Source organism: Aquabacterium sp. A3 (assembly GCF_038069945.1).
GTDB lineage: Bacteria > Pseudomonadota > Gammaproteobacteria > Burkholderiales > Burkholderiaceae_C > Aquabacterium.
The window spans coordinates 717,377-741,505 of record NZ_JBBPEV010000001.1 but is presented as its reverse complement, the minus strand read 5'-3'; the positions used below and the strand labels follow the sequence as shown (position 1 = coordinate 741,505).

Below are 24,129 nucleotides of genomic sequence, written 5' to 3'. Positions count from 1 at the left end.
CATGCAATTGGGTGGACGAACCTTGCTGCCCATTGTTCAAGGTGGCATGGGTGTGGGCGTGTCAGGCAGTCGCCTGGCCGGTACCGTGGCGAGTCTGGGGGGCATGGGCACACTGTCATCTGTCGATGCCCGTCGTCATTACCCGGATCTGATGGCGCAGACCACCGGCCTGCCACCTGGGGATGCCACCAAGGCACGCATCGACGCGGCCAACCTGGAGGCCATCGACCGGCAGATCCAGACCGCCCGAACCCTGGCAGGACCGACCGGTTTGCTGGCCCTGAACATCATGCGCGCCGTCACGGAGTACGCCTCGTCGGTCAAGCAGGCCCTGGCCTCGGGCATTGACGCCATCGTGGTGGGGGCGGGCTTGCCGCTGGATCTGCCCGATCTGGCCAAAGACCACCCCAAGACGCTGCTGATTCCCATTCTTTCCGATGCGCGGGGCATTCAGTTGATCGTCAAGAAGTGGGAGCGCAAAAAGCGCCTGCCTGATGCCATCGTCATTGAGCACCCGCGCTTGGCCGGAGGGCACTTGGGCGCGGCTCAGGTGGCTGATTTGAACGACCCACGGTTTGATTTCGAGCGGGTCATCCCTGACACATTGGCGTTCTTCCGCAGCGCGGGCCTCGAGCGGGAGATCCCGCTGATTGCTGCCGGAGGCATCCGCAGCCAGGCCGACATCGTGCGGGTGCAAAACCTGGGGGCTGCGGGCGTGCAACTGGGCACGCCCTTTGCTGTCACCACCGAGGGCGATGCCCACCAGGCCTTCAAACAGGTGCTGGCCGAAGCCCGCGATGAGGATCTGGCCGAGTTTGTCAGCGTGGCCGGCTTGCCGGCCCGGGCGGTGCGCACACCATGGTTGCAATCCTATCTGAAGGTGGAGGGCAAACTGCAGTCGGTGGCCCATGTCAAAGACCGTTGCACCAAGGCTTTCGATTGCCTCGCCCAGTGCGGTCTGCGCGACGGGCTCAACACCTGGGGTCAGTTCTGTATCGACAACCAGTTGGCGGCGGCCTTGCGTGGCGATGTGAAGAAGGGCCTGTTCTTCCGTGGGGTGGGCGCCTTGCCGTTCGGCAGCCAGATTCGTTCAGCTCGTGACCTGATGGTGTGCCTGTTGACCGGGCAGTCACAACCTGTATCGGTGTGATCAGGCGGTGCGCCGCGCCACCATCGCGGCGGCCACCTGGGCCAGGGCATCGGGGGGCAGGCGCTGCGCGTGTGGAAACACCTGCGCTTCCTCCAGTCGGGCGTGTGCCTGGTAACCCGTGCAGAACGCCTGAATCGCGTCGATGGGGATGGGCAAAGATACAGAGTCGCCCTGAGTCAGTGCCTGCAACCACGACGCCACCTGCAGCCAGATCACGCCCAGTTGGTCGTGTTGAAGGCTGAGTTGGGCCATGGTGTCGTTCAGTGCGCTGTCGTTCAATCGCATCAGCGCCGGAAACAGGTCCTGATCTTCGTCGGCGTGGTGTTTGGGGGCGGCCATCTCGAAGTAGCGCAACACGGCGCGTGCTGCATCCTGGGCCTGGGTGTCAGCCCCAGTGCTGCGCACATGCGCCTCCAGGCGCTGCAGCAGACCGGTGAAGTGCCGCACCTTGTCGTGGCAGGCCAGCAACAATTCCAGCGGGTCGGAAATCTGAGGGCCACTGGGTGGCAAGGCGGTGCGAGGGGCGCGAGAGGGCAAAGCAGGCATGCACTGGATTGTGCGCCGCACGGCTGTGTGCTGCCGAGGTGCCCGTGATGCACGAAGGGAGTAGTGCCACAGGAGGATGTTCAGGCAACGCTGCCCTCCCTAGACTGGTGGTTATCTGGATCACCCTTCTTGCCCACCATGCCCACCCTGATTGACGGACACGGCCGCGTCATCGACTACTTGCGGGTGTCCGTGACCGACCGCTGTGACCTGCGGTGCACCTACTGTCTGCCCCAGGCTTTCAAAGGCTTTGAAGAGCCTGCCAACTGGTTGACCCATGAGGAGATGGCCCGCCTGGTGAGCCGATTTGTAGCCCTGGGTGTTCGCAAGGTTCGACTCACGGGTGGCGAACCCCTCTTGCGCCGTGGTGTGTGCGACCTGGCGGCGCGGATCAAGGCCATGCCAGGGGTGCGCGATCTGTCGGTGTCGACCAATGCCACCCGCCTGGATCGCATGGCCTCGGGCCTGAAAGAGGCTGGCGTCGACCGTCTGAACATCAGCCTGGACAGTCTGGACGAGGCCTGCATGACGCGCATCACCGGGCGCAATTGCCTCAACGAGGTGCTGGCGGGCATTCGTGCGGCCAGTCAGGCCGGATTTCGACCGATCAAGCTGAACATGGTGGTGCAGGATGGGGTGAATGACCAGGAGGTCATGCCCATGGTGATGTTCGCGCGTGAACATGGTTTGGTGCTGCGCTTGATCGAGCCCATGCCGGTGGGTGACACCGGCCGTGCCACGACGGGGCGAAACCTCAGCGCTCTCGGCGATGCGCTGGCGCGTGAACTCGGGCTGGTTCCGCAAGTGCTGGGGCGTGGGGCGGGGCCCGCTCGTTACTGGCAAGATCCGCGCAGCGAGATGAGCCTGGGGGTCATCACGCCCATGAGCCAGCATTTCTGTGAGGCGTGTAACCGCGTCCGCCTGGGTGTCGATGGCACCCTGTATCTCTGTCTGGGGCAGAATGATCAGGTGCCCTTGGGGGCCTGGTTGCGCGACGGCGCCACAGACGCCGACCTGGACGACGCGATTCACGCAGCGATGGCTCGCAAGCCCGAGCGGCATGAATTTCAGGAACGCCCCGAGAAAATCATCCGGTTCATGGCCCAAACCGGTGGTTGAACACGCTTGGCCTGAGCCGTGAATCCCATGAGTCTGCCCTCATCTGATCCCCTCATCTCCAACGCTGATGAGTCGCCGTCGGTGAAAGAAGAGACTCGTCTTCGCCGGCCTCGACTGACCCTGGCGCGTAAGCTGGCGGCCATCGGCAGCGTATTCCTGGCCGTGGCGCTCTCCACCGTGGGGCTGTCCATGTGGATCACCTGGCAACTGGAGGGGGGCGCGGCCGCCATCAACGAGGCCGGGCGCATCCGGATGATGTCCTACCAGATCGCCTTGCAGTTGCGTGACGAGCATGTGCCAGTACCTCCGCCTGTGTCAGATCAGGTGGCTCAACGCCTGAGCGATATTGATACCACTTTGGCGTTGCTGACCTGGGGTGATGGCGTGCGTCCCCTGACAGTGCCCACCAGCATTGAGGTTCAGAGCCAATTGGCCCGCGTGCAACAAGGTTGGCGGCTCTTGCGCCAACAGATCGAGGCGCAGTTGCTCAGCGCTCAGCCCAGGCCCTTGCTGAATGTCGGCCCGTTTGTGCACGAGGTCAACGAATTGGTGGGGCTCATTGAGCAGCGCTTGGAGGCGCGCACCTCGACCTTGCATAACTTCCAGTTGGTCATGATGCTGCTGGCCGTGATCAGCTCCTTGCTGATCCTGTATGCCGCTTACATCGTCGTCCTGGAGCCCGTGGCGCGGTTACGCGCCGCCGTGGACCAGGTGGAGCAGGGTGACTTTAGCATCCGTGTCGTTCCCGGCGCAGACGATGAGTTGGGCGATTTGTCGCGGGCTTTCAACCGCATGACCGATCGCCTGGCGCAGTCTTACGGCGACCTGGAGGCCAAGGTTCAGGAGAAAACCCGCCGGCTGCAGGACGAGCAGGTGCGTCTGGAGGCTTTGTATGAGGTGTCGACCTTTGTGGCTGCGGCCGATCAACTGGGGCCACTGACACAGGGCTTTGCGCGACGCATGCGCCAGGTGGCACTGGCCGATGCCGTGGCCATTCGCTGGTCTGACGAGGCCAACGACCGCTACATGCTGCTGGCCAGCGACAGCCTGCCCCAGGTGCTGGCCAAGGAAGAACAGTGCGTGCTGACCGGTGACTGTTTCTGTGGTGCGCGCATGGATGCGGGTGTCATGCCATCGGTTCGGGTCATCCCCATCGTCGAGGCGATGGTCCCCGAGTCGGGTGTCGCTCACCCCGTTCAGCGCTTGTGTGCCCAGGAGGGCTATGCCACCTTGGTCACCATTCCCTTGACCTTGCAAAATCGGTTGCTGGGCGAGATCGAGCTCTTTTACCGCCACGACGCCCAACCCGTGACCGAAGACCGCGAACTCTACGCCGCCCTGTCCAGCCACCTCGCGGGGGCCATGGAGAGCCTGCGGATGACGGCACTCGACCGAGAGTCTGCGGTGGCACGCGAGCGCAAGCTTTTGTCACAAGAGTTGCATGATTCGATCGCCCAGTCACTGGCCTTCCTGAAGATCCAGATGGGTTTGCTGCGAGGGGCCGTCACACGCGGCGACCAGGCCGCCACCGAGCTGGCCATGGCCGAGCTGGATACCGGGATCAAGGAGAGCTACAACGATGTCCGTGAGCTGCTGCTGCATTTCCGGGTGCGTACCGACAGTGGAAAACTGGATCTCGCCTTGCAGGAAACCTTGTCGAAGTTCGAGTTGCAGGCGGGCGTCAAGACGCACCTTCAGGTCAGTGATGATGGCGTACCCCTGCCGGCTGATGTCCAGATCCAGGTGCTGCACATCGTGCAGGAGGCCTTGTCCAACGTGCGCAAGCACGCACAGGCGCGGGAAGTCTGGGTGAACATGCAGGCCCAGCCGAAGTGGCGCATCCAGGTGCGCGACGATGGTCGGGGTTTTGATCCCGAAGGCTCGGCGCCCGATGCCAACCATGTGGGCTTGAGCATCATGCGCGAGCGGGCTACGCTGATCGGTGCGCAACTGGATGTGCGGTCCAGCGAGCAAGGTACCGAATTGACGCTGACCCTGAATGAACTTTAAGAGTGCCTTGTGTCGAAATCTCCGAAACCCTTGATGCTCCTCGATGATGCTTGGAGCCGCCTGGCTCAGGCCCTGCAGGCACAGTCTCCATCCCCTGGCACCGAGACCCTGCCCACCGAGCAGGCCCAGAACCGTGTGCTGGCCCAGGATCTGGTGTCCGGGGTGGATGTGCCACCGCATGACAACAGCGCCATGGATGGTTATGCCGTGCGCCAGGCCGACGTTCAGGCCCTGATGGCCGCCGGCGCGACCGCTGGCCTGCCCCAGGCGCAGCGCATCGCGGCCGGTCAGGTGGGTGAGGCCTTGGCCCCGGGCCACTGTGCCCGCATCTTCACTGGTGCCCCGGTGCCCCCTGGCGCGGATGCCGTGGTCATGCAAGAGCACACCGAACCAGGGGCCGATGGCACCGTGCGGTTCACACAGCCCGTGCGCCTGGGGCAGAACATCCGCTTGCGGGGCGAAGACATCGCCAACGGCCAGACCGTGTTGCGCGCGGGCACCTCGCTGGGGCCAGCGGCCCTGGGGGTGGCGGCGTCGGTGGGGGCCGCGGAGCTGCCCGTGTGGCGGCGCCCTCGTGTGGGCATCCTGACCACGGGCGACGAACTGGTGATGCCGGGCCAGCCATTGCCCCCCGGCGCCATCTACAACAGCAATCGCCACACCCTGATGGCGCTGGCTCAGGCCAGCGGTGCGCAGGTTCATGGCCTGGGGGTGGTGCCCGACCGCCTGGACGCCACCCGTGAGGCGTTGCGTCAGGCGGCTGAATGCTGTGACCTGGTGGTCACCAGTGGCGGTGTGTCGGTGGGCGAAGAAGACCATTTGCGCCAGGCCGTCGAGGCCGAAGGCAGCCTGGATTTCTGGGCGCTGGCCATCAAGCCGGGCAAGCCTTTTGTGTTCGGCACCTTGCGCCGACGCGATGGCGGTCAGGCCCTCTACATGGGGCTGCCAGGCAACCCGTCGGCCAGTTTCGTCACCTTTTTGTTGCTGGTGCGCCCCGTGATCGGCCACCTGGCCGGCCTGGGCTGGCAAGTGCCTGAGCCATTGATGCTCAAGGCGGCGTTCACCTGGCCCACGCCCGACAAGCGACGCGAGTTTCTGCGTGCCCGCCTGGGGCCGCAGGGCGCCGTGGAGATCTACCCGCACCAGGGCTCGGGCGTGCTCACGTCGGCCGCGTGGGCGGATGGCCTGGTGGATGTGCCTTCCGGCACGACCATCCAGCCGGGCGACGATGTGCGGTACCTGCCGTTGAGCTGGTTGTTGCAACCACCAGGGACGTGTCGGCAAGCCGCGTCGATGCCGCAGGAGCTGATGTGATCACCGTGCGTTATTTCGCCGCCTTGCGTGAAAAACTGGGTGCCCAGGATGAGGTGAGCCTGGCGGACTGGCCTGCTCCCCACACCGTGGCGGCCCTGCGGGCACACCTGTGCCAGAGATCGGCCGGCCATGCGGCAGCCTTTGACGGGGTCAGGGCGTTGCGTGCGGCACGCAATCAGCAGATGTGCGATGACGACGAGGCGCTGACCGATGGCGACGAGGTGGCTTTTTTTCCACCCGTGACGGGGGGGTGATCCATGAGCCTGGACACGCGGCCTGAGCAAGCTGACATCGACTGGCAGGCTGAGTTGGCCGGTGTGCGCGTTGACGCCGAGGATTTCGATCTGAGCACCGAGGTGGCGCGCTTGCGGGCCGGCGACACCCAGGTGGGTGCGGTGGTGGCGTTTGTGGGCACCGTGCGGGAGTGGGCCGCCGCGCGCGGGGCGGACCCTGCCAGCCTGGGGTTTGAGTTGGAGCACTACCCGGGCATGACCGAACGCAGCATCGCCACCCTCATGGCCTTGGCCCGGCGCCGATTCGATGTGCGCGGCCTGCGGGTGGTGCACCGGGTCGGGGCCCTGGCGATGGGCGATCAGATCGTGCTGGTGGCGGTCACGTCGGCGCATCGTCAGGCGGCTTTTGCCTGTGCTGAGTTTCTGATGGACTGGCTCAAGACCGAGGCGCCGTTCTGGAAGAAAGAGTCGGTGGGCGGCGTGGGTGCGTGGGTTGAGGCCCGGGACACGGACGTGGTGGCCGCCCAGCGCTGGCACGCCCAGGAGGACCCTTCATGCTGACCCCGATCCATGCTGCGTTGGCCGTGGGCGTGGGGGCCATGGTGGGTGCACTGATGCGCTGGGGGGCCGGGCTGTGGCTGAACCCGCTGTGGGCTGGATTCCCGCTGGGCACCTTGCTGGTGAACCTGCTGGGGGGGCTGGTGGCCGGCGGTGCCGTGACGTATCTGCAGCGAGAGCCGAACGACCTGCTGCGCCTGCTGCTGATCACCGGAGGCCTGGGGGCGCTCACCACGTTTTCCACGTTCTCTGTGGAGTCGCTGGCCCTGATCGAGCGTGGGCGTCTGGGCATGGCCCTGGCCCACACGCTGCTGCACGTGCTGGGGGCCCTGGCCTGCGCCGCACTGGGTGCCAGGCTGGTGCGCCTCTGGATGGGTTGAGGCCCGGGCGCAGGCTGTGGCCAGCGGTGCTACAGACCGGCGCTGGTTCGCCGATAACGAGGGCATCTTTCGGCTGGCAAAAAGCACATGGCGGGCGTGGACATTTTCACCAGTTACGCATTGGCGGGTGCCGGGGCACTTGTGGGCCTGGGCTTGATGGGTTTGGTGCGCACGGATCAGCCGCGCATTCGCCAGGCCGTGCACCTTTACCGGGCGGCGTTCGTGTGCCTGGCGGCCATGTTGCTGCTGGCTTTCGGGCCCGCGGCCTGGCAGCCCACCCTGGGACAGTTCGCCATCGGGCTGGCGGCCATGGGCGTGTGTTTGCTGGCCTGGGCGTTTCGCCAGCTCAATGGACGACGCACCCATCCTGCCTGGGGCGGCGCACTGACCCTGAGCGCCGGGGCGCTGCTGTGGGGCGTGGCGTGGTGGGGTGACGCCGCTGCATTCGTGCTGGCCGTGTCGTCGGTGTTCGCCATCGTCAGCGTGGTCTTGCTGCTGGACCAGGGTTGGTTGATCCTTCGCAGCCCCCGGGTCACCCCCAGCGAGTTGGGGTTGTTGGTCGTGGCGGGGGGCTTTGCCACCCTGTGGTTGCTGATGCTGTGGCATGGCCTGACCGTGCCGGGGCCGTATCCCGCGCATTGGTTGCATGCACCGGCCTGGCTGCTGCCATGGTCGGGCGTGTCGTTCGCGCTGCTGCCACTGTCGGTGGCGGCCGTGGTGTTTGCCATCATCAACGACAGGCTGGTTCAGCAGTTGCACGCTCGGGCCCTGTCCGACGACCTCACCGGCGCCTTGTCCCGCAGAGGGTTGCGCGAACTTGGCGAGCGCATGTTGGCCCTGCAGGCGCATCAAGCGCATCAGGTGGCGGTGCTGATGATGGATGTGGACCACTTCAAACTGATCAATGACCGCCATGGACACCTGGTGGGCGACGAGGTCCTGCGGCACCTGACACGCATCGTGCGCGAGCAATTGCGCGACGATGCGCTGCTCGCCAGGTATGGAGGCGAGGAGTTCACCGTCTTGCTGCCCATCCGCGGGCGAGGTGAAGCGCGGGTGGTTGCCGAGCGATTGCGGCAACTGGTGGAGCGAACGCCGTGCATGACGCGTCAAGGGCCGGTGCCCGTCACCGTGAGCATCGGGGTGAGCTTTCACAGCGAGGGCGCCTCGCTGGAGCCAGACCTGCGCCGGGCAGATGATTGCCTGTACGTGGCCAAGCGTGCTGGGCGTAACCGTGTGGTTTTTGACGACGCGCAGCAGGCGCCCGCCGTCCCCGCCCGTTCTTGACGTGACGCAAGCCGCTGCCCCTTGAAAACAGCCGCAGCTGCCTTATCTTCATGAGCAACAGGGCGCCATGGAGGCGCCACCAGGAGTGCTCATGCGACTCGACAAACTCACCAGCAAATTTCAGGAAGCGCTGACCGAGGGCCAGAGCTTGGCCATCACCCGCGACAACCCCTACATCGAGCCCGCCCACATTCTGCTGGCCATGATCCAGCAAGATGAAGGCCCCCGTTCGCTCATGGAGCGGGCTGGCGTGCGCGTGCCTGCCTTGGCTGGCGCCCTGGAAAAGCAGATCGACAAGCTGCCCCAGGTGCAAGGGGCCGACCAGGTCCAGGCCGGGCGAGACACCGTCAGCCTGCTGCAGGCCTGCGAAAAAGAGGCGCACAAACGGGGCGATGCCTACATTGCCAGCGAAATGTTCTTGCTGGCCCTGTGTGACCACAAGGGCGATACCGCCGCGCTGGCGCGCGACCATGGCCTGAACCGGGCTGGCCTGGAAACCGCCATCCAGGCGGTGCGCGGCGGCCAGAAGGTGGACAACGCCGACTCCGAAGGCCAGCGTGAATCGCTCAAGAAGTACACCCTGGACCTGACCGAGCGCGCCCAGCAGGGCAAGCTGGACCCGGTGATCGGCCGCGACGAGGAAATCCGCCGGGCCATCCAGGTGCTGCAACGCCGCTCCAAGAACAACCCCGTGCTGATCGGCGAGCCGGGCGTGGGCAAAACCGCCATCGTTGAAGGCCTGGCGCAGCGCATCGTGGCCGGTGAGGTGCCTGACAGCCTGAAGGACAAGCGCGTGCTGGTGCTGGACATGGCGGGCCTGCTGGCCGGTGCCAAGTACCGCGGCGAGTTTGAAGAGCGCCTGAAGGCCGTGCTCAAGGAAGTGTCGGCCGAAGAGGGGCGCATCATCCTCTTCATCGACGAGTTGCACACCATGGTGGGCGCCGGCAAGGCCGAAGGCGCCATGGACGCCGGGAACATGCTCAAGCCCGCCCTGGCGCGCGGCGAGTTGCACTGCATCGGCGCCACCACGCTGGACGAATACCGCAAGTACATCGAGAAGGACGCCGCGCTGGAGCGCCGCTTTCAGAAGATCCTCGTGGGCGAGCCCACGGTCGAGGCCACCATCGCCATCTTGCGCGGTCTGCAAGAAAAGTACGAAGTGCACCACGGGGTGGAGATCACCGACCCGGCCATCGTGGCCGCGGCCGAGCTCTCCAACCGCTACATCACCGACCGCTTTTTGCCCGACAAGGCGATCGACCTGATCGACGAGGCCGCCGCCAAGATCAAGATCGAGATCGACTCCAAGCCCGAGGCCCTGGACCGGCTGGACCGCCGCCTCATCCAGCTCAAGATCGAGCGCGAGGCCGTGAAAAAGGAGCAGGACGAAGCCTCCATCAAGCGCTTGGGCCTGCTGCACGACGAGATCGGCAAGCTGGAGCGCGAATACGCCGACCTGGAAGAGGTCTGGAAGGCCGAGAAGGCCCAGGCCCAGGGCTCGGCCCATGTGAAGGAAGAGATCGACAAGATCAAGTTCCAGATCGAAGAGTTCAAGCGCAAGGGCGACTTCAACAAGGTGGCCGAGCTGCAATACGGCAAGCTGCCCGACCTGGAAAAGCGCCTGAAGGAAGCGCAAGACAAAGAAAGCGCCAAGGGCCGCGACGACAGCAAGCCGCAGTTGCTGCGCACCATGGTGGGCGCCGAAGAAATCGCCGAGGTGGTGGCGCGCGCCACGGGCATCCCCGTGAGCAAGCTGATGCAGGGCGAGCGCGACAAGCTGCTCACCATGGAAGACAAGCTGCACGAGCGCGTGGTGGGCCAGGAAGAGGCCATCGTGGCCGTGAGTGACGCCATCCGGCGTTCACGCGCCGGCCTGTCGGACCCGAACCGCCCCTACGGCTCCTTCCTGTTCCTGGGCCCCACCGGCGTGGGCAAGACCGAGCTGTGCAAGGCCCTGGCCGGCTTCCTGTTCGACAGCGAAGACCACCTCATCCGCATCGACATGAGCGAGTTCATGGAGAAGCACTCGGTGAGCCGCCTGATCGGCGCGCCCCCGGGCTACGTGGGCTATGAAGAGGGTGGCACCTTGACCGAAGCCGTGCGCCGCAAGCCCTACAGCGTGGTGCTGCTCGACGAGGTCGAAAAAGCCCATCCGGACGTGTTCAACGTGCTGCTGCAGGTGCTGGACGACGGCCGCCTGACGGATGGACAGGGCCGCACCGTGGACTTCAAGAACACCGTCATCGTGATGACCAGCAACCTGGGCTCGCACCACATCATGCAGATGGCGGGGCAGCCTTCAGAAGACATCAAGGACGCCGTGTGGGTGGAGGTGAAGCAGCACTTCCGTCCGGAGTTCTTGAACCGCATCGACGAGGTGGTGGTGTTCCACGCCCTGGACCAGGCCAACATCCAGTCCATCGCCAAGATCCAGCTCAAGGGCCTGGAAGCGCGCCTGCAGCAGATGGACATGCGCATCGACGTGGCGCCCGAAGCGCTGGCCGAGATCGCCAAGGTCGGCTTCGACCCGGTGTTTGGTGCGCGGCCCCTCAAGCGCGCCATCCAGCAGCGCATCGAGAACCCGCTGTCCAAGCTGATCCTGCAGGGCAAGTTCGGTCCGAAGGACGTGATTCCGGTGACGGTGAACGCCGAAGGAGAGTTTGCGTTCGAGCGGACGGTGCATTGACCGTCTTTCGCAGGCGCATCTCCAAGGCCACCTTCGCGGTGGCCTTCTTTTTGTAGTGCAGAGGCTTCGAAACTGTGAATTCAGACCGATGAAGTCCGGTAGTTTTCCACGGTAGTTCTGTCAGCGATACGCCATCAGATGGATATGATTGTCAAGTGTTTGCCGGCTCTAGGCATCACGATTCGAACAGATTCAGGAGAGATGGATGCGCAAGCTCAGGGTGATTGCTGCCGCCGTGGCTTTGATGGCTGCGTCAGGTTCCGCGTCGGCATTTTCTTCTGCCTCGGCATCGATCAGCAGCGTCACGCTCAAGCTGATTGACCTGACGCCTGATGATGGCGTGGCTCCGAGCTTCAGTTTCATCGACGGAGAGAACGTGACCGTCATTGACGGGTGGGTTGATGACGACAGTCGTGAGACCCCCGGTATTGTGCGAACGGATGAGGTGCTTGCCGGCTGGTTGTCCGCTTCCTCCGGTGTCGCGACAACGCCTGCGGGCAACGCCACCGCAACATGGGCGACCACGTCCGACAGCATGACTCTGTCCGCCATCGCCATGGGGCCGGGCGGGGAGTACAACTGGAACATGTCGACGGGGCCGGAGTCGTCGGGGGAGTATTGGCTGCGCAACATCCAGTTGTCTGCCAACAGCTATCTGGCGATCGAGCTGGCTTACTCGTTGGACGTTGAAGCAAGCAATGCCATCCCGTGTCTCGCGAACACATTTTGCTCAAACGCCCCGCTATTGGAACTGGCGGGTGCCAGCGCTGGCATGAGCTTGGCGTACAGCTATTCGGACGACGGCCTGAGCGTTTCTTACAACAGATCTGCGTACGCCGATTCATTACTGGCCATTGCCCAGCCCGCTGTCCAGGCAGGTTCCGCGTACATCGATGCTGGCATGATCAAGTTTCATGAGTTTGACCAACCGGGAGTCGATGAGGCATTTCACGAGGACGGTGTCCTGCGCCTCGCCTTCGTCAATGCAAGTGATTCGGATCAGACTGCGCGGTTGCGTGTTGGCATGTCCATTTGGGGGCAGGGCGCCACACCGGCCATCCCTGAGGCCAGTACCTTCGTGCTGTATTCCGTCGGCCTGCTCGCATTGCTTGGGGCCGTGCGGCGCAGGCGCTTGGGTGAAACGGCGTCGAACTAGTTGGAGCGTTGTCTAGGCTTGACGTGGATCGACGACCCTACCGCGATGGCTTGAAAAACGCCGTCTGGCAGTGACGCCGCCGCGCAGGAACGCCTCAGTTCCCTCGGCGGCTCATCCAGCGCCTCATCCGTCAGCTGAAATGTGCCCCAGTGCACCGCGATGGCCTGTTTGCAGCCCAGGTCTTGAAAGATCTGCACGGCCTCTTCGGGGTTGCAGTGCTGGTCTTTCATGAACCAGCGCGGCTCGTAAGCGCCGATCGGCAGCAAGGCCAGGTCGAAACCGCCGCCGTTTGCAGGTGTGTGTTCACGTGCAAAGTGCTGGCGAATGTCGATAAAGTCCTTGGAGTAAGCCGTGTCGCCCGAGAAAAACACATGGCAATCGGGTGATCGCACCACAAAGCTGCCCCAGAGGCTGCGCAGGGCATCGGTGGCGGTGCGGGCCGACCAGTGCTGGGCAGGTGTCAGCGTCACCGGGATGCGGTGGTTTCGCTCGGTGGCGTTGATCACATGCGTGTCCCACCAGTCCAACTCAATCACATGGTGGATGCCCCGGCGCGCAAACCAGTGCTTGTGGCCCAGCGGGGTGATGAACAGCGGCGGGCCGCCACGTTGCGCGGCCAGGGTGACCAGCGAGTGCTCGTCCATGTGGTCGTAATGGTTGTGCGACAGCAGCACCACGTCGATGCGCGGTAACTGCGCCAGTGACAAGCCCGGTGGGGTATGCCGCTTGGGGCCGGCCCATTGCACCGGAAAGCACCGCTCAGAGAACACCGGGTCGGTCAGGATGTTGAGCCCACCCACCTGCAGCAGCACGGTGATGTGCCCAATCCAGGTGGCGGCGGGCTGCATGTGCAGCCCGGCCTGAGCATTGCCGTGGATGAAGGCCAGATCGGGCGCCACCACGGGAATGGGCTCACGCAGCGGTTGGGGGTGCCCCGCCCGCCAGGCCTGCCAGCGCCAACGCAGCAACTCGCCCAGCTTCTTGCCCCGGAACGACTGGTAGTTGTTCTGGAAGCCATCTGGGCGATGGTGCCGCTTGGCGGGGTTGAAGTAGGGGTTCTTCACGCCCCGCCGCCGTCAGGCCACCGTGACCGGGATCTTGCCGATCTTGGCCTGCCAGGTCTTGGGCCCTTCCATGTGCGCACTGGTGCCCCCCGCGTCCACGGCCACGGTCACCGGCATGTCGACCACGTCGAACTCGTAGATGGCTTCCATGCCCAGGTCTTCAAAACCCACCACCTTGGCGGCTTTGATGGCCTTGGACACGAGGTAGGCCGAGCCACCCACGGCCATCAGGTAGGCGCTCTTGTGTTTCTTGATGGCTTCGATGGCGGCGGGGCCGCGCTCCGCCTTGCCCACCATGGAAATGAGGCCGGTTTTCTCCAGCATCATGTCGGTGAACTTGTCCATGCGGGTGGCGGTGGTGGGGCCGGCGGGGCCAACCACCTCATCGCGCACCGGGTCCACCGGGCCCACGTAGTAAATGACGCGGTTGGTGAAGTCCACGGGCAGCTTCTCACCCTTGGCCAGCATGTCCTGGATGCGCTTGTGCGCGGCGTCGCGGCCGGTCAGCATCTTGCCGTTGAGCAGCAGGGTCTGGCCCGGCTTCCAGCTGGCCACTTCTTCGCGGGTCAGTGTGTTCAGGTCCACGCGCTTGGACTTGTTGTAGTCGGGCGCCCAGTGCACGTTGGGCCACAGGTCCAGGCTGGGCGGATCCAGGTACACGGGGCCGCTGCCATCCATCACGAAGTGCGCGTGGCGGGTGGCCGCGCAGTTCGGGATCATGGCGATGGGCTTGGAGGCCGCGTGCGTGGGCCAGGTCTTGATTTTCACGTCCAGCACGGTGGTCAGGCCACCCAGGCCTTGCGCGCCAATGCCCAGGGCGTTGACCTTCTCGTACAGCTCAATGCGCAGCTCTTCAAGCTTGTTCTGCGGGCCGCGGGCCAGCAGCTCGTACATGTCGATGTCGTCCATCAGCGACTCTTTGGCCAGCAGGGCGGCCTTCTCGGCCGTGCCACCCACGCCGATGCCCAGCATGCCGGGCGGGCACCAGCCGGCGCCCATGGTCGGCACGGTCTTGAGCACCCAGTCCACGATGTTGTCTGACGGGTTGAGCATGTAGACCTTGGACTTGTTCTCCGAGCCGCCACCCTTGGCCGCCACGATCACGTCCACGGTGTCACCCGGCACCAGCTCCATGAAGACCACGGCGGGCGTGTTGTCTTTGGTGTTCTTGCGCTCGAAAATCGGATCAGACAGCACCGAGGCACGCAGCTTGTTGTCCGGGTTGTTGTAGCCACGGCGCACGCCTTCGTCCACCGCATCCTGAATGCTCTTGTTGCCAAACCCTTCCCACTTCACGCCCATCCCGATTTTCAGGAAGACGTTGACGATGCCGGTGTCCTGGCAGATGGGGCGGTGGCCTTCGGCGCACATGCGCGAGTTCGTCAGGATCTGGGCGATGGCGTCTTTGGCCGCAGGCGACTCTTCGCGCTCGTAGGCACGGGCCAGGTGGGCGATGTAGTCGGCCGGGTGGTAGTAGCTGATGTACTGCAGCGCGGCTGCGACGCTTTCAACGAGGTCGTCGTGTCGGATGGTGGTCATGGTGGGGCCTTCGTGGGGCGGTTTGCTTAGCCAAAAGATTTTACGCCGCCAGGCTGCAGCCTCGATAGAATTCTGCCGCGGCGACCTGGCCCTTGTGGCCACGCCGATCTGATGGAACGCCTTCGAAAACACCTGCCCAAGCCCGAGCACCTGCAGCAAAGCCCCTGGCTGAAGTGGTTGGGTCCCACGCTTTTTCAGCCTCGCCTGTGGCATGTCAGCCGACGAGGTCTGGCCATGGGCATGGCGCTGGGCATGTTTTTCGGCCTGCTGGTGCCGATTGCACAGGTGCCTTTGAGTGCCGCTGCGGCGGTCGTGCTGCGTGCCAACGTGCCGGCGGCCATCGTCAGCACCATGGTCACCAACCCGGTGACCTTCGGGCCCATTTATTACGGGGCGTGGCGTCTGGGCACCATGGTGCTGGGTCGCAGTGAGGCCCGCTACACCCCGCAAGACCACCCGGTGATGGACGACCAGATCCCGGCCAAGGACTGGTGGAGCTGGTTCAAGGGCTGGGTGTCCGGGGTGGGCAAGCCATTGGTGCTGGGGCTGGCGCTCCTGGCCTGTGGTGTGGGGCTGCTGACGTATTACCTGGTTTCTCTGGTGTGGGTATTGCGTGTGCGCCGCAAGCGTCGCTTGCGCCAACGTGTACGAAAGTAAACCAACGCTTTCGTTTGGCCGCAAATCTGATGGGGCCTTGGTGACGCCGCCTACAATCGGCGCTCCACTGATGGATGTGTACCCATGGATCTGCTGGTTCTCACGGTCCTGTTGCCCCTGCTCGTGGGCACCTTGGCCTGCTTTGTCTTGGGCAAGAACAATTCGGTTGCCGGGCGGCGTCTGACTGCACTGGCGGCTGGTGCCGTGACCTTGGCCGCCCTGGGGTGCCTGCTTTCCATGGCCCCGGCGGTGATGGCCGGGCAGACCCTGCTCAGCCAGTACGAATGGGTGCCTGACCTCGGGCTGACCATCGGATTCCGTCTGGATGGGCTGGCCCTGATGTTCGGTTTGCTGATCACGGGCATTGGCAGCCTGATCGTGCTGTACGGTCACTTCTACCTGGGGCCCGACGACTCGGCGGGCAAGCTCTACACCCTGTTGATGCTGTTCATGGCCGCCATGTTGGGCGTGGTGCTGTCGGACAACCTGCTCTTGCTGGTGGTGTTCTGGGAGCTGACCAGCATTTCGTCGTTCTTGCTGGTGGGCTACTGGGGCCACCGCGCCGATGCGCGGGCTGGCGCCCGCATGGCATTGGCCATCACTGGCGGCGGCGGCCTGGCCATGCTGGCGGGCATCGTGGTGCTGGGGCAGATCGCCGGCACCTACGAACTCAGCGCGATGCTGGACCAGGGCGAGCGCATCCGTGCGCACGCCCACTTTCCGCTGGCATTGGTGCTGATTCTCCTGGGTTGCTTCACCAAAAGTGCCCAGTGGCCGTTCCACTTCTGGCTGCCCGACGCCATGGCCGCGCCCACGCCTGTGTCGGCCTACCTGCATTCGGCCACCATGGTGAAGGCGGGGGTGTTCATGCTGGCGCGCATGTACCCGGTGCTGGGCGGCTCAGGCCTGTTCGAGACCCTGGTGGCCGGTGCCGGCCTGATCACCCTGGCGTTCGCCGCCTATGTGGCCATCTTTCGCCACGACCTCAAAGGCTTGCTGGCCTACTCCACCATCAGTCACCTGGGCCTGATCACGTTCCTGATCGGTCTGGCCTCGCCCTTGTCGGCGGTGGCTGCCGTGTTCCACATCCTGAACCATGCCACCTTCAAGGCGGCCTTGTTCATGACGGCCGGCATCATCGACCACGAAACAGGCACCCGCGACATGCGCCGCCTGGGTGGTTTGATGTCGGTGCTGCCCTGGACGGGCACCTTCGGCATCATCGTGGCGGGGGCCATGGCTGGCGTGCCCCTCACCAACGGCTTCCTGTCCAAAGAAATGTTCTTTCTGGAGGCTGTAGAGGCCCACTCCACCTGGGCCATGGGCTGGTGGTTGCCCGTGGTGGTGACGCTGGCCGGGGCCTGCTCGGTGGCGTATTCGGTGCGGTTCGTGCACGACGTGTTCTTCAACGGTCCTGCCAAAGACCTGCCCCATGCCCACCCACACGAACCTCCCTGGCCGATGCGCCTGCCGGTGGTGCTGTTGGCCGTGGTCAGCCTGGTGGTGGGCGTGATGCCTGCCATCACCCTGGGGCCGCTGGTCGACGTGGCCGCACGGGCCGTGCTCAATGGTCCGACGCCGGAGTACCACCTCTCGATATGGCATGGCTTCAACCTGCCGCTGCTGATGAGCGGGTTGGCCGTGCTGGGCGGTGTGCTGTTTTACATGGCCTTGCAGCGTCGGGGCTGGTTGCATGGTTACCAGCCCCAGCGCTTGACGGGCCGCGGGGTGTTTGACGCCTTGATGAGTGGCTTGACTGGCGCGGCACGCGCGTTGGTGCAAGGCACTGAAACGGGGTCGCTGCAACGGTATGTGGCCTGGACCGTGCTTTCGGCCCTGGTGGTTGGCGCCTGGCCGTTCATGCAGACCACGCTGCCGCTGGTGGCCGGCGACCGCGAGCTGCTGCCCGCGCCGGGCGTGGCGGTGGCCGTGTGGCTCGTCTTGCTGGCCAGTGGCGCAGCGCTGGTGACGGGGCATCACGATCGTTTCAAGGCCGTGCTGCTGACCGGTGCCATCGGCATGGTCACGGCCTTGGCCTTCCTGGCATTTTCTGCCCCCGATCTGGCGCTCACCCAACTGTCGGTCGAGCTGGTGGCCACGGTGCTGATGCTCATGGGCCTGGCCCTGTTGCCGGCGCGCACACCCCACGAATCGTCGTTGCCACGCAAGGTGCGTGATGGCTTGCTGGCTGGTGTGACGGGCCTGGGGGTGGCGTTCCTGTGCTGGATGGTGCTCACGCGCAACCACGACTCACTGTCGTGGTTCTTGCTGGCGCAGTCGATCCCGGGAGGCGGGGGCACCAACGTCGTCAACGTCACGCTGGTGGATTTCCGCGGCTATGACACCTTTGGCGAGATCACGGTGTTGGGCATCGCCGGCATTGGCGTGCTGGCCATGCTGGAAGGGCTCAAGGTGCGCCGGCCTGCCCAAGACGCCGATGGCCGAGCCTGGTCGTTCGATCAGCAGCCTTTGATGCTGCGTGTGGCCGCGCGCCTCATATTGCCGATGGCGTTGGTGATGTCGTTGTACATCTTCTGGCGTGGTCACAACCTGCCAGGTGGCGGGTTCATCGCCGGGTTGATCACGGCGGTTGCCCTGGTGGTGCAGTACATGGCGCAGGGCCAGGCGCGCGTTGAGGCCCTGCTGCACGGCGCGCAGGGGCGGCGCTTCACCAAGTGGATCGGTTCGGGCCTGGCCATCGCTGGCCTGACGGGTGTGGCCTCGTTCTTCTTTGGGCGCGGCTTCCTCACCAGCGCCCACGGACACCCCCACGTGCCGGTGCTGGGCGACGTGCCGCTGGCCAGTGCAGCCGTGTTTGACCTGGGCGTGTACATCACCGTGGTGGGGGCTACCTTGCTGACCCTGTCGGTGCTGGGCCAGGCCAGCAAGGAGCCTGTTGTTTCGACCGAAAGGAGCCGCGCGTGAACGTGAGCCTCGAATTTCTGGTGGCCAGCGGCGTGGGCTGGGTCACCGCCTGTGGCGTGTACCTGATGCTGCGTGGCCGCACCTTCCCGGTGGTGCTGGGGCTGTCTCTGCTGGGCTACGCCGTCAACATGTTCATTTTTGCCATGGGACGCTTGTGGTGGAACGCGCCAGCCATCGCTGGCAGCGAGCGCATGGCCGATCCTTTGCCTCAGGCGCTGGTGCTCACCGCCATCGTGATCGGCTTTGCGACCACGGGCTTCATCATCGAGATGGCGTTGCGCAGCCACCATGAGTCTGGCACCGATCACGTCGACGGTGCGCGCGGCGGGGAGGGGCGTCCATGAACGCTTTGCAGTCCTTGCTGTATACCCATCTGCCGGTCTTGCCGGTGTTGTTGCCAGCGTTCACGGGCATGTTGCTGCTGTTGATGGGCGATGCCCCGAGCGGCCACGGTAGCGGCCGGCTCAAGTGGGGTCGTCGCATCAGCCTGCTGTCGGTCGGGCTGGGGCTTGTGCTGGGGCTGGCCCTGGTGGCCGAAGCGGCCGGGGGTGGTTTGCATGTCTACCGCCTGGGCGATTGGCCTGCGCCATTTGGCATCGTCTTGGTCATCGACCGGCTGTCGGCCCTGATGGTGCTGCTCACCTCGCTGGTGGCGGTGCCCGTGCTGTGGTACGCCAGTGGTGGCTGGGATGCCCATGGACGGCACTTTCATCCGCTGTTTCAGTTCCAGCTGATGGGTTTGTGCGGCGCCTTCGTCACGGGTGATCTGTTCAACCTGTTTGTGTTTTTCGAGATCCTGCTGATCGCGTCGTATGTGTTGATGGTGCACGGGCAAGGTCGGCAACGCTTTCAGGTGGGGGTGCAGTATGTGGCGCTCAACCTCCTGGCATCTGCCTTGTTCCTGGTCGGCGTGTCCTTGCTGTACGGTGTGACCGGTACGCTCAATCTTGCTGATCTGGCCCTGCGGGTGGGGCAGCTGTCCGGCATGGAGGCCGTGCTCGCCCGCAGTGCAGCCCTCATCTTGCTGGTGGTCTTTGGCTTCAAGGCCGCTTTGTTGCCCCTGTCCTTGTGGCTGCCTGGCACTTATGCCGCGGCCAGCGCGCCGGTGGCCGCCTTGTTTGCCATCATGACCAAGGTGGGGGTCTATGCCATCTTGCGTGTGCACGGTGTGGTCTTTGGGGATGCCGGCGGCGACACGGCGCTGGTGGCCGAGCCCTGGCTCTTGCCGCTGGCGATGGGCACCAGCGTGCTGGGGGCGCTGGGGGCTTTGTCGGCCCGGACCTTGCCTCGGCTGGTGGCCTGGTTGACGGTGGCCTCGGTGGGCACCATCCTGGCAGCCATTGGCTTGTTCACGCCCGAGGCCTGGTCTGCCGCCTTTTACTACCTCGTGCACAGCACCCTGGTGGTGGCGGGCCTGTTCCTCCTGGTTGAACTGGTGGCCGCCCAGCGGGGTGATGTGGCCGAGGCGCTGGCGCCAGCCAGCCCCGTGGCGCAGCCTGTGCTGTTGGGCCTGATGCTGTTGCTGGCGGCCGCCTCGGTGGCCGGGCTGCCGCCGCTGCCGGGGTTTCTGGGCAAGGTCATGCTGCTCAAGGCCGCTTGGGTCAGCCCCTGGCAGCCCTGGGTCTGGACGGTGGTCTTGCTGGTGGGGTTCATGAGCCTGGTGGCCCTGGCGCGTGCCGGCAGCCTGCTGTTCTGGAACGTGCGCCCTGAGTTGTCGTCGGCCTCGTCCGGGGCCAGCCCTCAACTGGTGATTCCTACCCTGGGTTTGCTGATGCTGGGCGTGGTCATGAGCGTGAGCGCGGCGCCCCTGAAGCGCTACACCGAAGCCATGGCCCATCAGCTTCTGGACCGCCCCGCTTACGCGCGCGCCGTCCTCGGGGTGGACGAGGCCACGGGTCAGCCCCCCGTCACAGTGCGGCCCTACCGCATGCCGGCACCGTCGGCGCTGCCTCAGGAGGTTCAGCCATGAGCGTCAATCCTGCCGTTCTTGACCAGTGGCGCCGTGCGCGCCGGCCGGTGCTGTCTGTGCTCCTGGGGGCCAGTTGGCTGTTGCTTCAGCAATCGGTCGATCCGGGCAACCTGATCACGGCCGTCGTGCTGGGCTGGGGGCTGCCCCGCCTGGTGGGCGGTTTCATGGGGCCAGCGGCCCGACCTCGCGCGTGGGTCCGGGCGGTCCGCCTGGTCATCACCGTCACCCGCGACATCGTCGTCTCCAACATCACGGTGGCCAAATTGGTGCTGGACCCGCGCCGCCAGCCCCAGCCTGCCTGGGTGAAGGTGCCCCTCACGCTTGAAGAGCCGCTCTCGCGCGCGCTGCTGGCCTCCATCATCACGATGACGCCCGGCACCGTGTCGGCCGTGGTCGATGAAGAGGCTGCGGTCATCTGGGTGCATGCCCTGGATTGCGACAACCCCCAGGCCGTGGCCGACGACATCGACGCGCGGTATCAACAGGCGCTCAAGGAGATCCTGGGATGATCGAGTTGGCCTTGCAAATTGCGCTGGCGGCCGTGGCGCTGTCCATGCTGCTGTGCACCTGGCGCCTGTGGCGTGGGCCCACGATGCCTGACCGCATCCTGGCCATGGACACCCTCTACATCAACGTGGTTGCGCTGGTGATCTTGCTGGGACTCACCTGGCAGACTGCCCTGTTGTTCGAGGCCGCCCTGATCGTGGCCATGCTGGGTTTTGTGTCCACCGTGGCCCTGGCCCGTTTTCTGACCCGTGGAGACGTGATCGAATGAACCTCACCGTCTTTCTGGAAGCGTTGGCGGCGGCCCTGTTGGTGCTGGGCGCTGGTTTTTTGATGGTCGGTGCCCTGGGCATGGTGCGCTTCCGTGATTTTTTCATGCGCCTTCACGCGCCCACCAAGGCCTCCACCCTGGGCCTTGGCGGCATTTTGCTGGCGAGCTTGCTGGTCAATGCCCTGCGCGGCGACTGGACGGTGCATGAAGTCTTGATCACCTTCTTCATCTTCCTGACGGCGCCGGTGTCGGCCAACCTGCTGGCCAAGGCCGCATTGCACTTGCGCGTTCGCTCCGACGCCGGGCACGCACCCGTTGAACGTGGTCCTGGGGACTCGACCAAGGCTTGAGGCCTGCCGCTCGGCCCCTGGGGGGTGTCAAGCGCCGCAGCGCTTGTTGCAACAATGACCTGTGTCAAAAAGGGACAGGGATATTACGAAGCAACAAACGCCTGAGACAGGCGCAATGTCTGGTCTGTGCAGACACTCGGTGCATTTGCGGGTGCCTGCTGGATACCGACAAGGCGCCACAAGCGCAAACACAACGGAGTCACCCCATGACCGCCATGCTGCAGAGCGACAACCCGATCGCACCGAAAACCGTGCCCGTTCCAGAGGCATTTGCCCGTCAGGCCCATGTCAGTGGCCGCCAGGCCTACGACCAGCTGGTGGCCGAGGCCCAGGCAGACCACCAGGCCTACTGGGCCCGGCTGGCGAACGAGCTGTTGGTCTGGAAGCGCCCCTTCACCCGCGTGCTCGACGACAGCCAGGCGCCGTTTTACAAGTGGTTTGACGATGGTTTGCTGAACGTGTCGTACAACTGCCTCGACCGCCACGTCGAGGCCGGGCTGGGTGGCCGCACGGCCATCATTTTCGAGTCTGACGACGGGGTGGTGACCAAGGTGTCTTATGCCACCTTGCTGGAGCGTGTGTGTTGCCTGGCCAATGCACTGAAGGCGCAAGGCGTGAACAAGGGCGACCGGGTCGTCATCTACATGCCCATGTCGGTCGAGGGTGTGGTGGCCATGCAGGCCTGCGCCCGCATCGGGGCCACGCACTCGGTGGTGTTCGGCGGGTTCTCGGCGCAAAGCCTGCGCGACCGGGTGGAAGACGCCGGCGCCGTGATGATTCTGACGGCCGACGAGCAGGTGCGCGGCGGCAAGACCCTGCCGCTCAAGCAGATCGTGGACGAGGCGCTGGCCCTGGGCGGCTGCGACTCGATCAAGAGCGTGCTGGTCAACCAGCGCACGGGCGGCAAGGTGGCCATGACCGAAGGGCGCGACATCTGGTTGCACGATGCCCTGGCCGGTCAGCCCAGCACCTGCGAGCCCGAGTGGGTTGGTGCCGAACACCCCTTGTTCCTGCTGTACACCTCGGGCTCGACCGGCAAGCCCAAGGGCGTGCAGCACAGCACGGGCGGCTACCTGTTGCACGCGGCGCTGACCATGCGCTGGACGTTCGATATCAAGCCCAGCGACGTGTTCTGGTGCACGGCCGACATCGGCTGGGTCACCGGCCACACTTACGTGGCGTATGGCCCGCTGGCCAACGCCGCCACCCAGGTTGTGTTTGAAGGTGTGCCCACCTATCCGGATGCGGCACGGTTCTGGCGCATGATCGAGGCCCACAAGGTCTCGATCTTCTACACCGCACCCACGGCCATCCGGGCGCTGATCAAGGCGGCCGAGACCCAGGCCGAGGTGCACCCCCGGCAGTTCGACCTGTCCAGCCTGAGGCTGCTGGGCACGGTGGGCGAGCCGATCAACCCGGCGGCCTGGACGTGGTACCACAAGGAGATTGGCGGCGGACGCTGCCCGATCGTGGACACGTTCTGGCAAACCGAGACGGGCGGGCACATGATCACGCCGCTGCCCGGCGCGCACGACCTCACCCCCGGCTCCTGCACGCTGCCGTTCCCGGGCATCGATGCGGCCGTGGTGGACGAAACCGGCAAGGAATTGCCGTGGGGGCAGGGCGGCGTGCTGGTGGTGCGCAAACCCTGGCCGTCGATGATTCGCACCATCTGGGGCGACGCGGAGCGGTTCAAGAAGAGTTATTACCCGGCGGATTTTGGTGGCGAGTATTACCTGGCGGGCGATGGCGCCATCCGGGACGCCGAGACCGGGTATTTCACGATCACCGGCCGCATTGACGATGTGCTGAATGTCTCAGGTCACCGCATGGGCACGATGGAGATTGAATCGGCCCTGGTGTCGCACCCCCTGGTGGCCGAGGCGGCCGTGGTGGGGCGCCCGGACGACCTGACGGGTGAGGCGATTTGCGCCTTCGTGGTGCTCAAGCGCACACGCCCGGAAGGCGACGAGGCCAAGGCGCTGGCCAAACTGCTGCGCGACCACGTGGCGCAAGAGATTGGCCCGATCGCCAAACCCAAAGACATCCGGTTTGGTGACAACCTGCCCAAAACTCGCTCGGGCAAGATCATGCGCCGCCTGCTGCGCGTGATCGCCAAGGGTGAAACCGTCACGCAGGACACCAGCACGCTGGAGAACCCAGCCATTCTCGACCAGTTGGCACAAAGCAACTGACGGCTGTTTATATTGGGGCCATATATTCCCGGTTGCCTTGCGACCGGGAATGGTTTAGTGCGCCCTGAATTTATACCGCTTCAGGGTTGTGTCTGTGATGTGACAAGGTCACGGTTTTTCCCTGATACCCCGTATTCACCCTGATCACAAAGCGGTTGATTCCCCCCAAGATGAGGGTGTCAAAAATACCTTTATTGGGTTTTGTATGGTTTTTGA

Annotated in this window: 21 protein-coding genes; 18 read left to right on the top strand and 3 right to left on the bottom strand. The window is 64.7% G+C overall.

The window, feature by feature from the left end:
* The first annotated feature begins 1 nt into the window (after position 1).
* Positions 2 to 1,150, top strand: a complete 1,149-nt coding sequence (locus WNB94_RS03235) for an NAD(P)H-dependent flavin oxidoreductase (protein WP_341388359.1) — start codon at positions 2 to 4, stop codon at positions 1,148 to 1,150.
* On the opposite strand, the gene WNB94_RS03230 is transcribed toward WNB94_RS03235, so the two are convergent.
* Entirely contained in the window at positions 1,151 to 1,696 is a 546-nt protein-coding gene (locus WNB94_RS03230) for a hemerythrin domain-containing protein (RefSeq protein WP_341388358.1), read from the bottom strand.
* A gap of 138 nt (positions 1,697 to 1,834) precedes the next feature.
* On the opposite strand from WNB94_RS03230, the gene moaA reads away from it, so the two are divergent.
* The 9 genes from moaA (at position 1,835) to WNB94_RS03185 (ending at position 12,439) form a co-directional block, all read left to right on the top strand.
* Complete coding sequence (gene moaA, locus WNB94_RS03225; RefSeq protein WP_341388357.1) at positions 1,835 to 2,815, top strand: GTP 3',8-cyclase MoaA; 981 nt, start codon at positions 1,835 to 1,837, stop codon at positions 2,813 to 2,815.
* A gap of 27 nt (positions 2,816 to 2,842) precedes the next feature.
* The gene (locus WNB94_RS03220; RefSeq protein ID WP_341388355.1) at positions 2,843 to 4,825 is read left to right on the top strand and encodes a type IV pili methyl-accepting chemotaxis transducer N-terminal domain-containing protein; all 1,983 of its coding nucleotides are present in this window, start codon (positions 2,843 to 2,845) and stop codon (positions 4,823 to 4,825) included.
* 33 nt (positions 4,826 to 4,858) lie between these two features.
* Positions 4,859 to 6,139, top strand: a complete 1,281-nt coding sequence (locus WNB94_RS03215; RefSeq protein WP_341388354.1) for a molybdopterin molybdotransferase MoeA — start codon at positions 4,859 to 4,861, stop codon at positions 6,137 to 6,139.
* Positions 6,136 to 6,393 (top strand): molybdopterin converting factor subunit 1, encoded by a 258-nt coding sequence (gene moaD / locus WNB94_RS03210; protein ID WP_341388353.1) that lies wholly within the window; start codon positions 6,136 to 6,138, stop codon positions 6,391 to 6,393. Before WNB94_RS03215 ends, moaD begins: the two co-directional genes overlap by 4 nt.
* 3 nt (positions 6,394 to 6,396) lie before the next feature.
* Positions 6,397 to 6,933 (top strand): molybdenum cofactor biosynthesis protein MoaE, encoded by a 537-nt coding sequence (locus tag WNB94_RS03205; protein WP_341388352.1) that lies wholly within the window; start codon positions 6,397 to 6,399, stop codon positions 6,931 to 6,933.
* Entirely contained in the window at positions 6,927 to 7,310 is a 384-nt protein-coding gene (crcB, locus tag WNB94_RS03200) for a fluoride efflux transporter CrcB (RefSeq protein ID WP_341388351.1), read from the top strand. Before WNB94_RS03205 ends, crcB begins: the two co-directional genes overlap by 7 nt.
* Before the next feature lie 96 nt (positions 7,311 to 7,406).
* Entirely contained in the window at positions 7,407 to 8,597 is a 1,191-nt protein-coding gene (locus WNB94_RS03195) for a GGDEF domain-containing protein (protein WP_341388349.1), read from the top strand.
* 91 nt (positions 8,598 to 8,688) lie between these two features.
* Positions 8,689 to 11,283, top strand: coding sequence for an ATP-dependent chaperone ClpB (gene clpB, locus WNB94_RS03190; protein ID WP_341388348.1), 2,595 nt, complete (start codon positions 8,689 to 8,691; stop codon positions 11,281 to 11,283).
* A gap of 205 nt (positions 11,284 to 11,488) precedes the next feature.
* Entirely contained in the window at positions 11,489 to 12,439 is a 951-nt protein-coding gene (locus WNB94_RS03185) for a hypothetical protein (protein WP_341388347.1), read from the top strand.
* Here WNB94_RS03185 and WNB94_RS03180 read toward each other — a convergent pair.
* On the bottom strand, positions 12,436 to 13,503 hold the full coding sequence (locus tag WNB94_RS03180) for an MBL fold metallo-hydrolase (RefSeq protein WP_341388346.1): 1,068 nt from the start codon (positions 13,501 to 13,503) through the stop codon (positions 12,436 to 12,438). The two genes, WNB94_RS03185 and WNB94_RS03180, sit on opposite strands and share 4 nt — an antisense overlap.
* Positions 13,504 to 13,515: 12 nt before the next feature.
* Complete coding sequence (locus WNB94_RS03175; RefSeq protein WP_341388344.1) at positions 13,516 to 15,042, bottom strand: fumarate hydratase; 1,527 nt, start codon at positions 15,040 to 15,042, stop codon at positions 13,516 to 13,518.
* A gap of 111 nt (positions 15,043 to 15,153) precedes the next feature.
* On the opposite strand from WNB94_RS03175, the gene WNB94_RS03170 reads away from it, so the two are divergent.
* The 8 genes from WNB94_RS03170 to acs all read left to right on the top strand — a co-directional run bounded on the left by WNB94_RS03170 (position 15,154) and on the right by acs (position 23,913).
* Positions 15,154 to 15,699: a DUF2062 domain-containing protein gene (locus WNB94_RS03170; RefSeq protein ID WP_341388342.1), complete on the top strand. Its 546-nt coding sequence runs from the start codon at positions 15,154 to 15,156 to the stop codon at positions 15,697 to 15,699.
* An 84-nt stretch (positions 15,700 to 15,783) separates the two neighbouring features.
* Positions 15,784 to 18,624 carry a monovalent cation/H+ antiporter subunit A gene (locus tag WNB94_RS03165; RefSeq protein WP_341388340.1) on the top strand — a complete coding sequence of 947 codons (2,841 nt, stop codon included), beginning with the start codon at positions 15,784 to 15,786 and terminating at the stop codon, positions 18,622 to 18,624.
* Between the two features lie 2 nt (positions 18,625 to 18,626).
* A complete protein-coding gene (locus WNB94_RS03160; RefSeq protein ID WP_341388339.1) occupies positions 18,627 to 18,968 on the top strand; it encodes a Na+/H+ antiporter subunit C in 342 nt (113 codons plus the stop codon).
* Positions 18,965 to 20,593 carry a monovalent cation/H+ antiporter subunit D gene (locus WNB94_RS03155; RefSeq protein WP_341388338.1) on the top strand — a complete coding sequence of 543 codons (1,629 nt, stop codon included), beginning with the start codon at positions 18,965 to 18,967 and terminating at the stop codon, positions 20,591 to 20,593. The genes WNB94_RS03160 and WNB94_RS03155 overlap by 4 nt, the downstream gene beginning before the upstream one ends.
* Complete coding sequence (locus WNB94_RS03150; RefSeq protein ID WP_341388337.1) at positions 20,590 to 21,102, top strand: Na+/H+ antiporter subunit E; 513 nt, start codon at positions 20,590 to 20,592, stop codon at positions 21,100 to 21,102. The genes WNB94_RS03155 and WNB94_RS03150 overlap by 4 nt, the downstream gene beginning before the upstream one ends.
* Positions 21,099 to 21,368 carry a K+/H+ antiporter subunit F gene (locus tag WNB94_RS03145; RefSeq protein WP_341388335.1) on the top strand — a complete coding sequence of 90 codons (270 nt, stop codon included), beginning with the start codon at positions 21,099 to 21,101 and terminating at the stop codon, positions 21,366 to 21,368. The genes WNB94_RS03150 and WNB94_RS03145 overlap by 4 nt, the downstream gene beginning before the upstream one ends.
* Positions 21,365 to 21,718 carry a Na+/H+ antiporter subunit G gene (locus WNB94_RS03140; RefSeq protein ID WP_341388334.1) on the top strand — a complete coding sequence of 118 codons (354 nt, stop codon included), beginning with the start codon at positions 21,365 to 21,367 and terminating at the stop codon, positions 21,716 to 21,718. The genes WNB94_RS03145 and WNB94_RS03140 overlap by 4 nt, the downstream gene beginning before the upstream one ends.
* A gap of 215 nt (positions 21,719 to 21,933) precedes the next feature.
* The gene (acs, locus tag WNB94_RS03135) at positions 21,934 to 23,913 is read left to right on the top strand and encodes an acetate--CoA ligase (RefSeq protein WP_341389927.1); all 1,980 of its coding nucleotides are present in this window, start codon (positions 21,934 to 21,936) and stop codon (positions 23,911 to 23,913) included.
* Positions 23,914 to 24,129 lie beyond the last annotated feature (216 nt).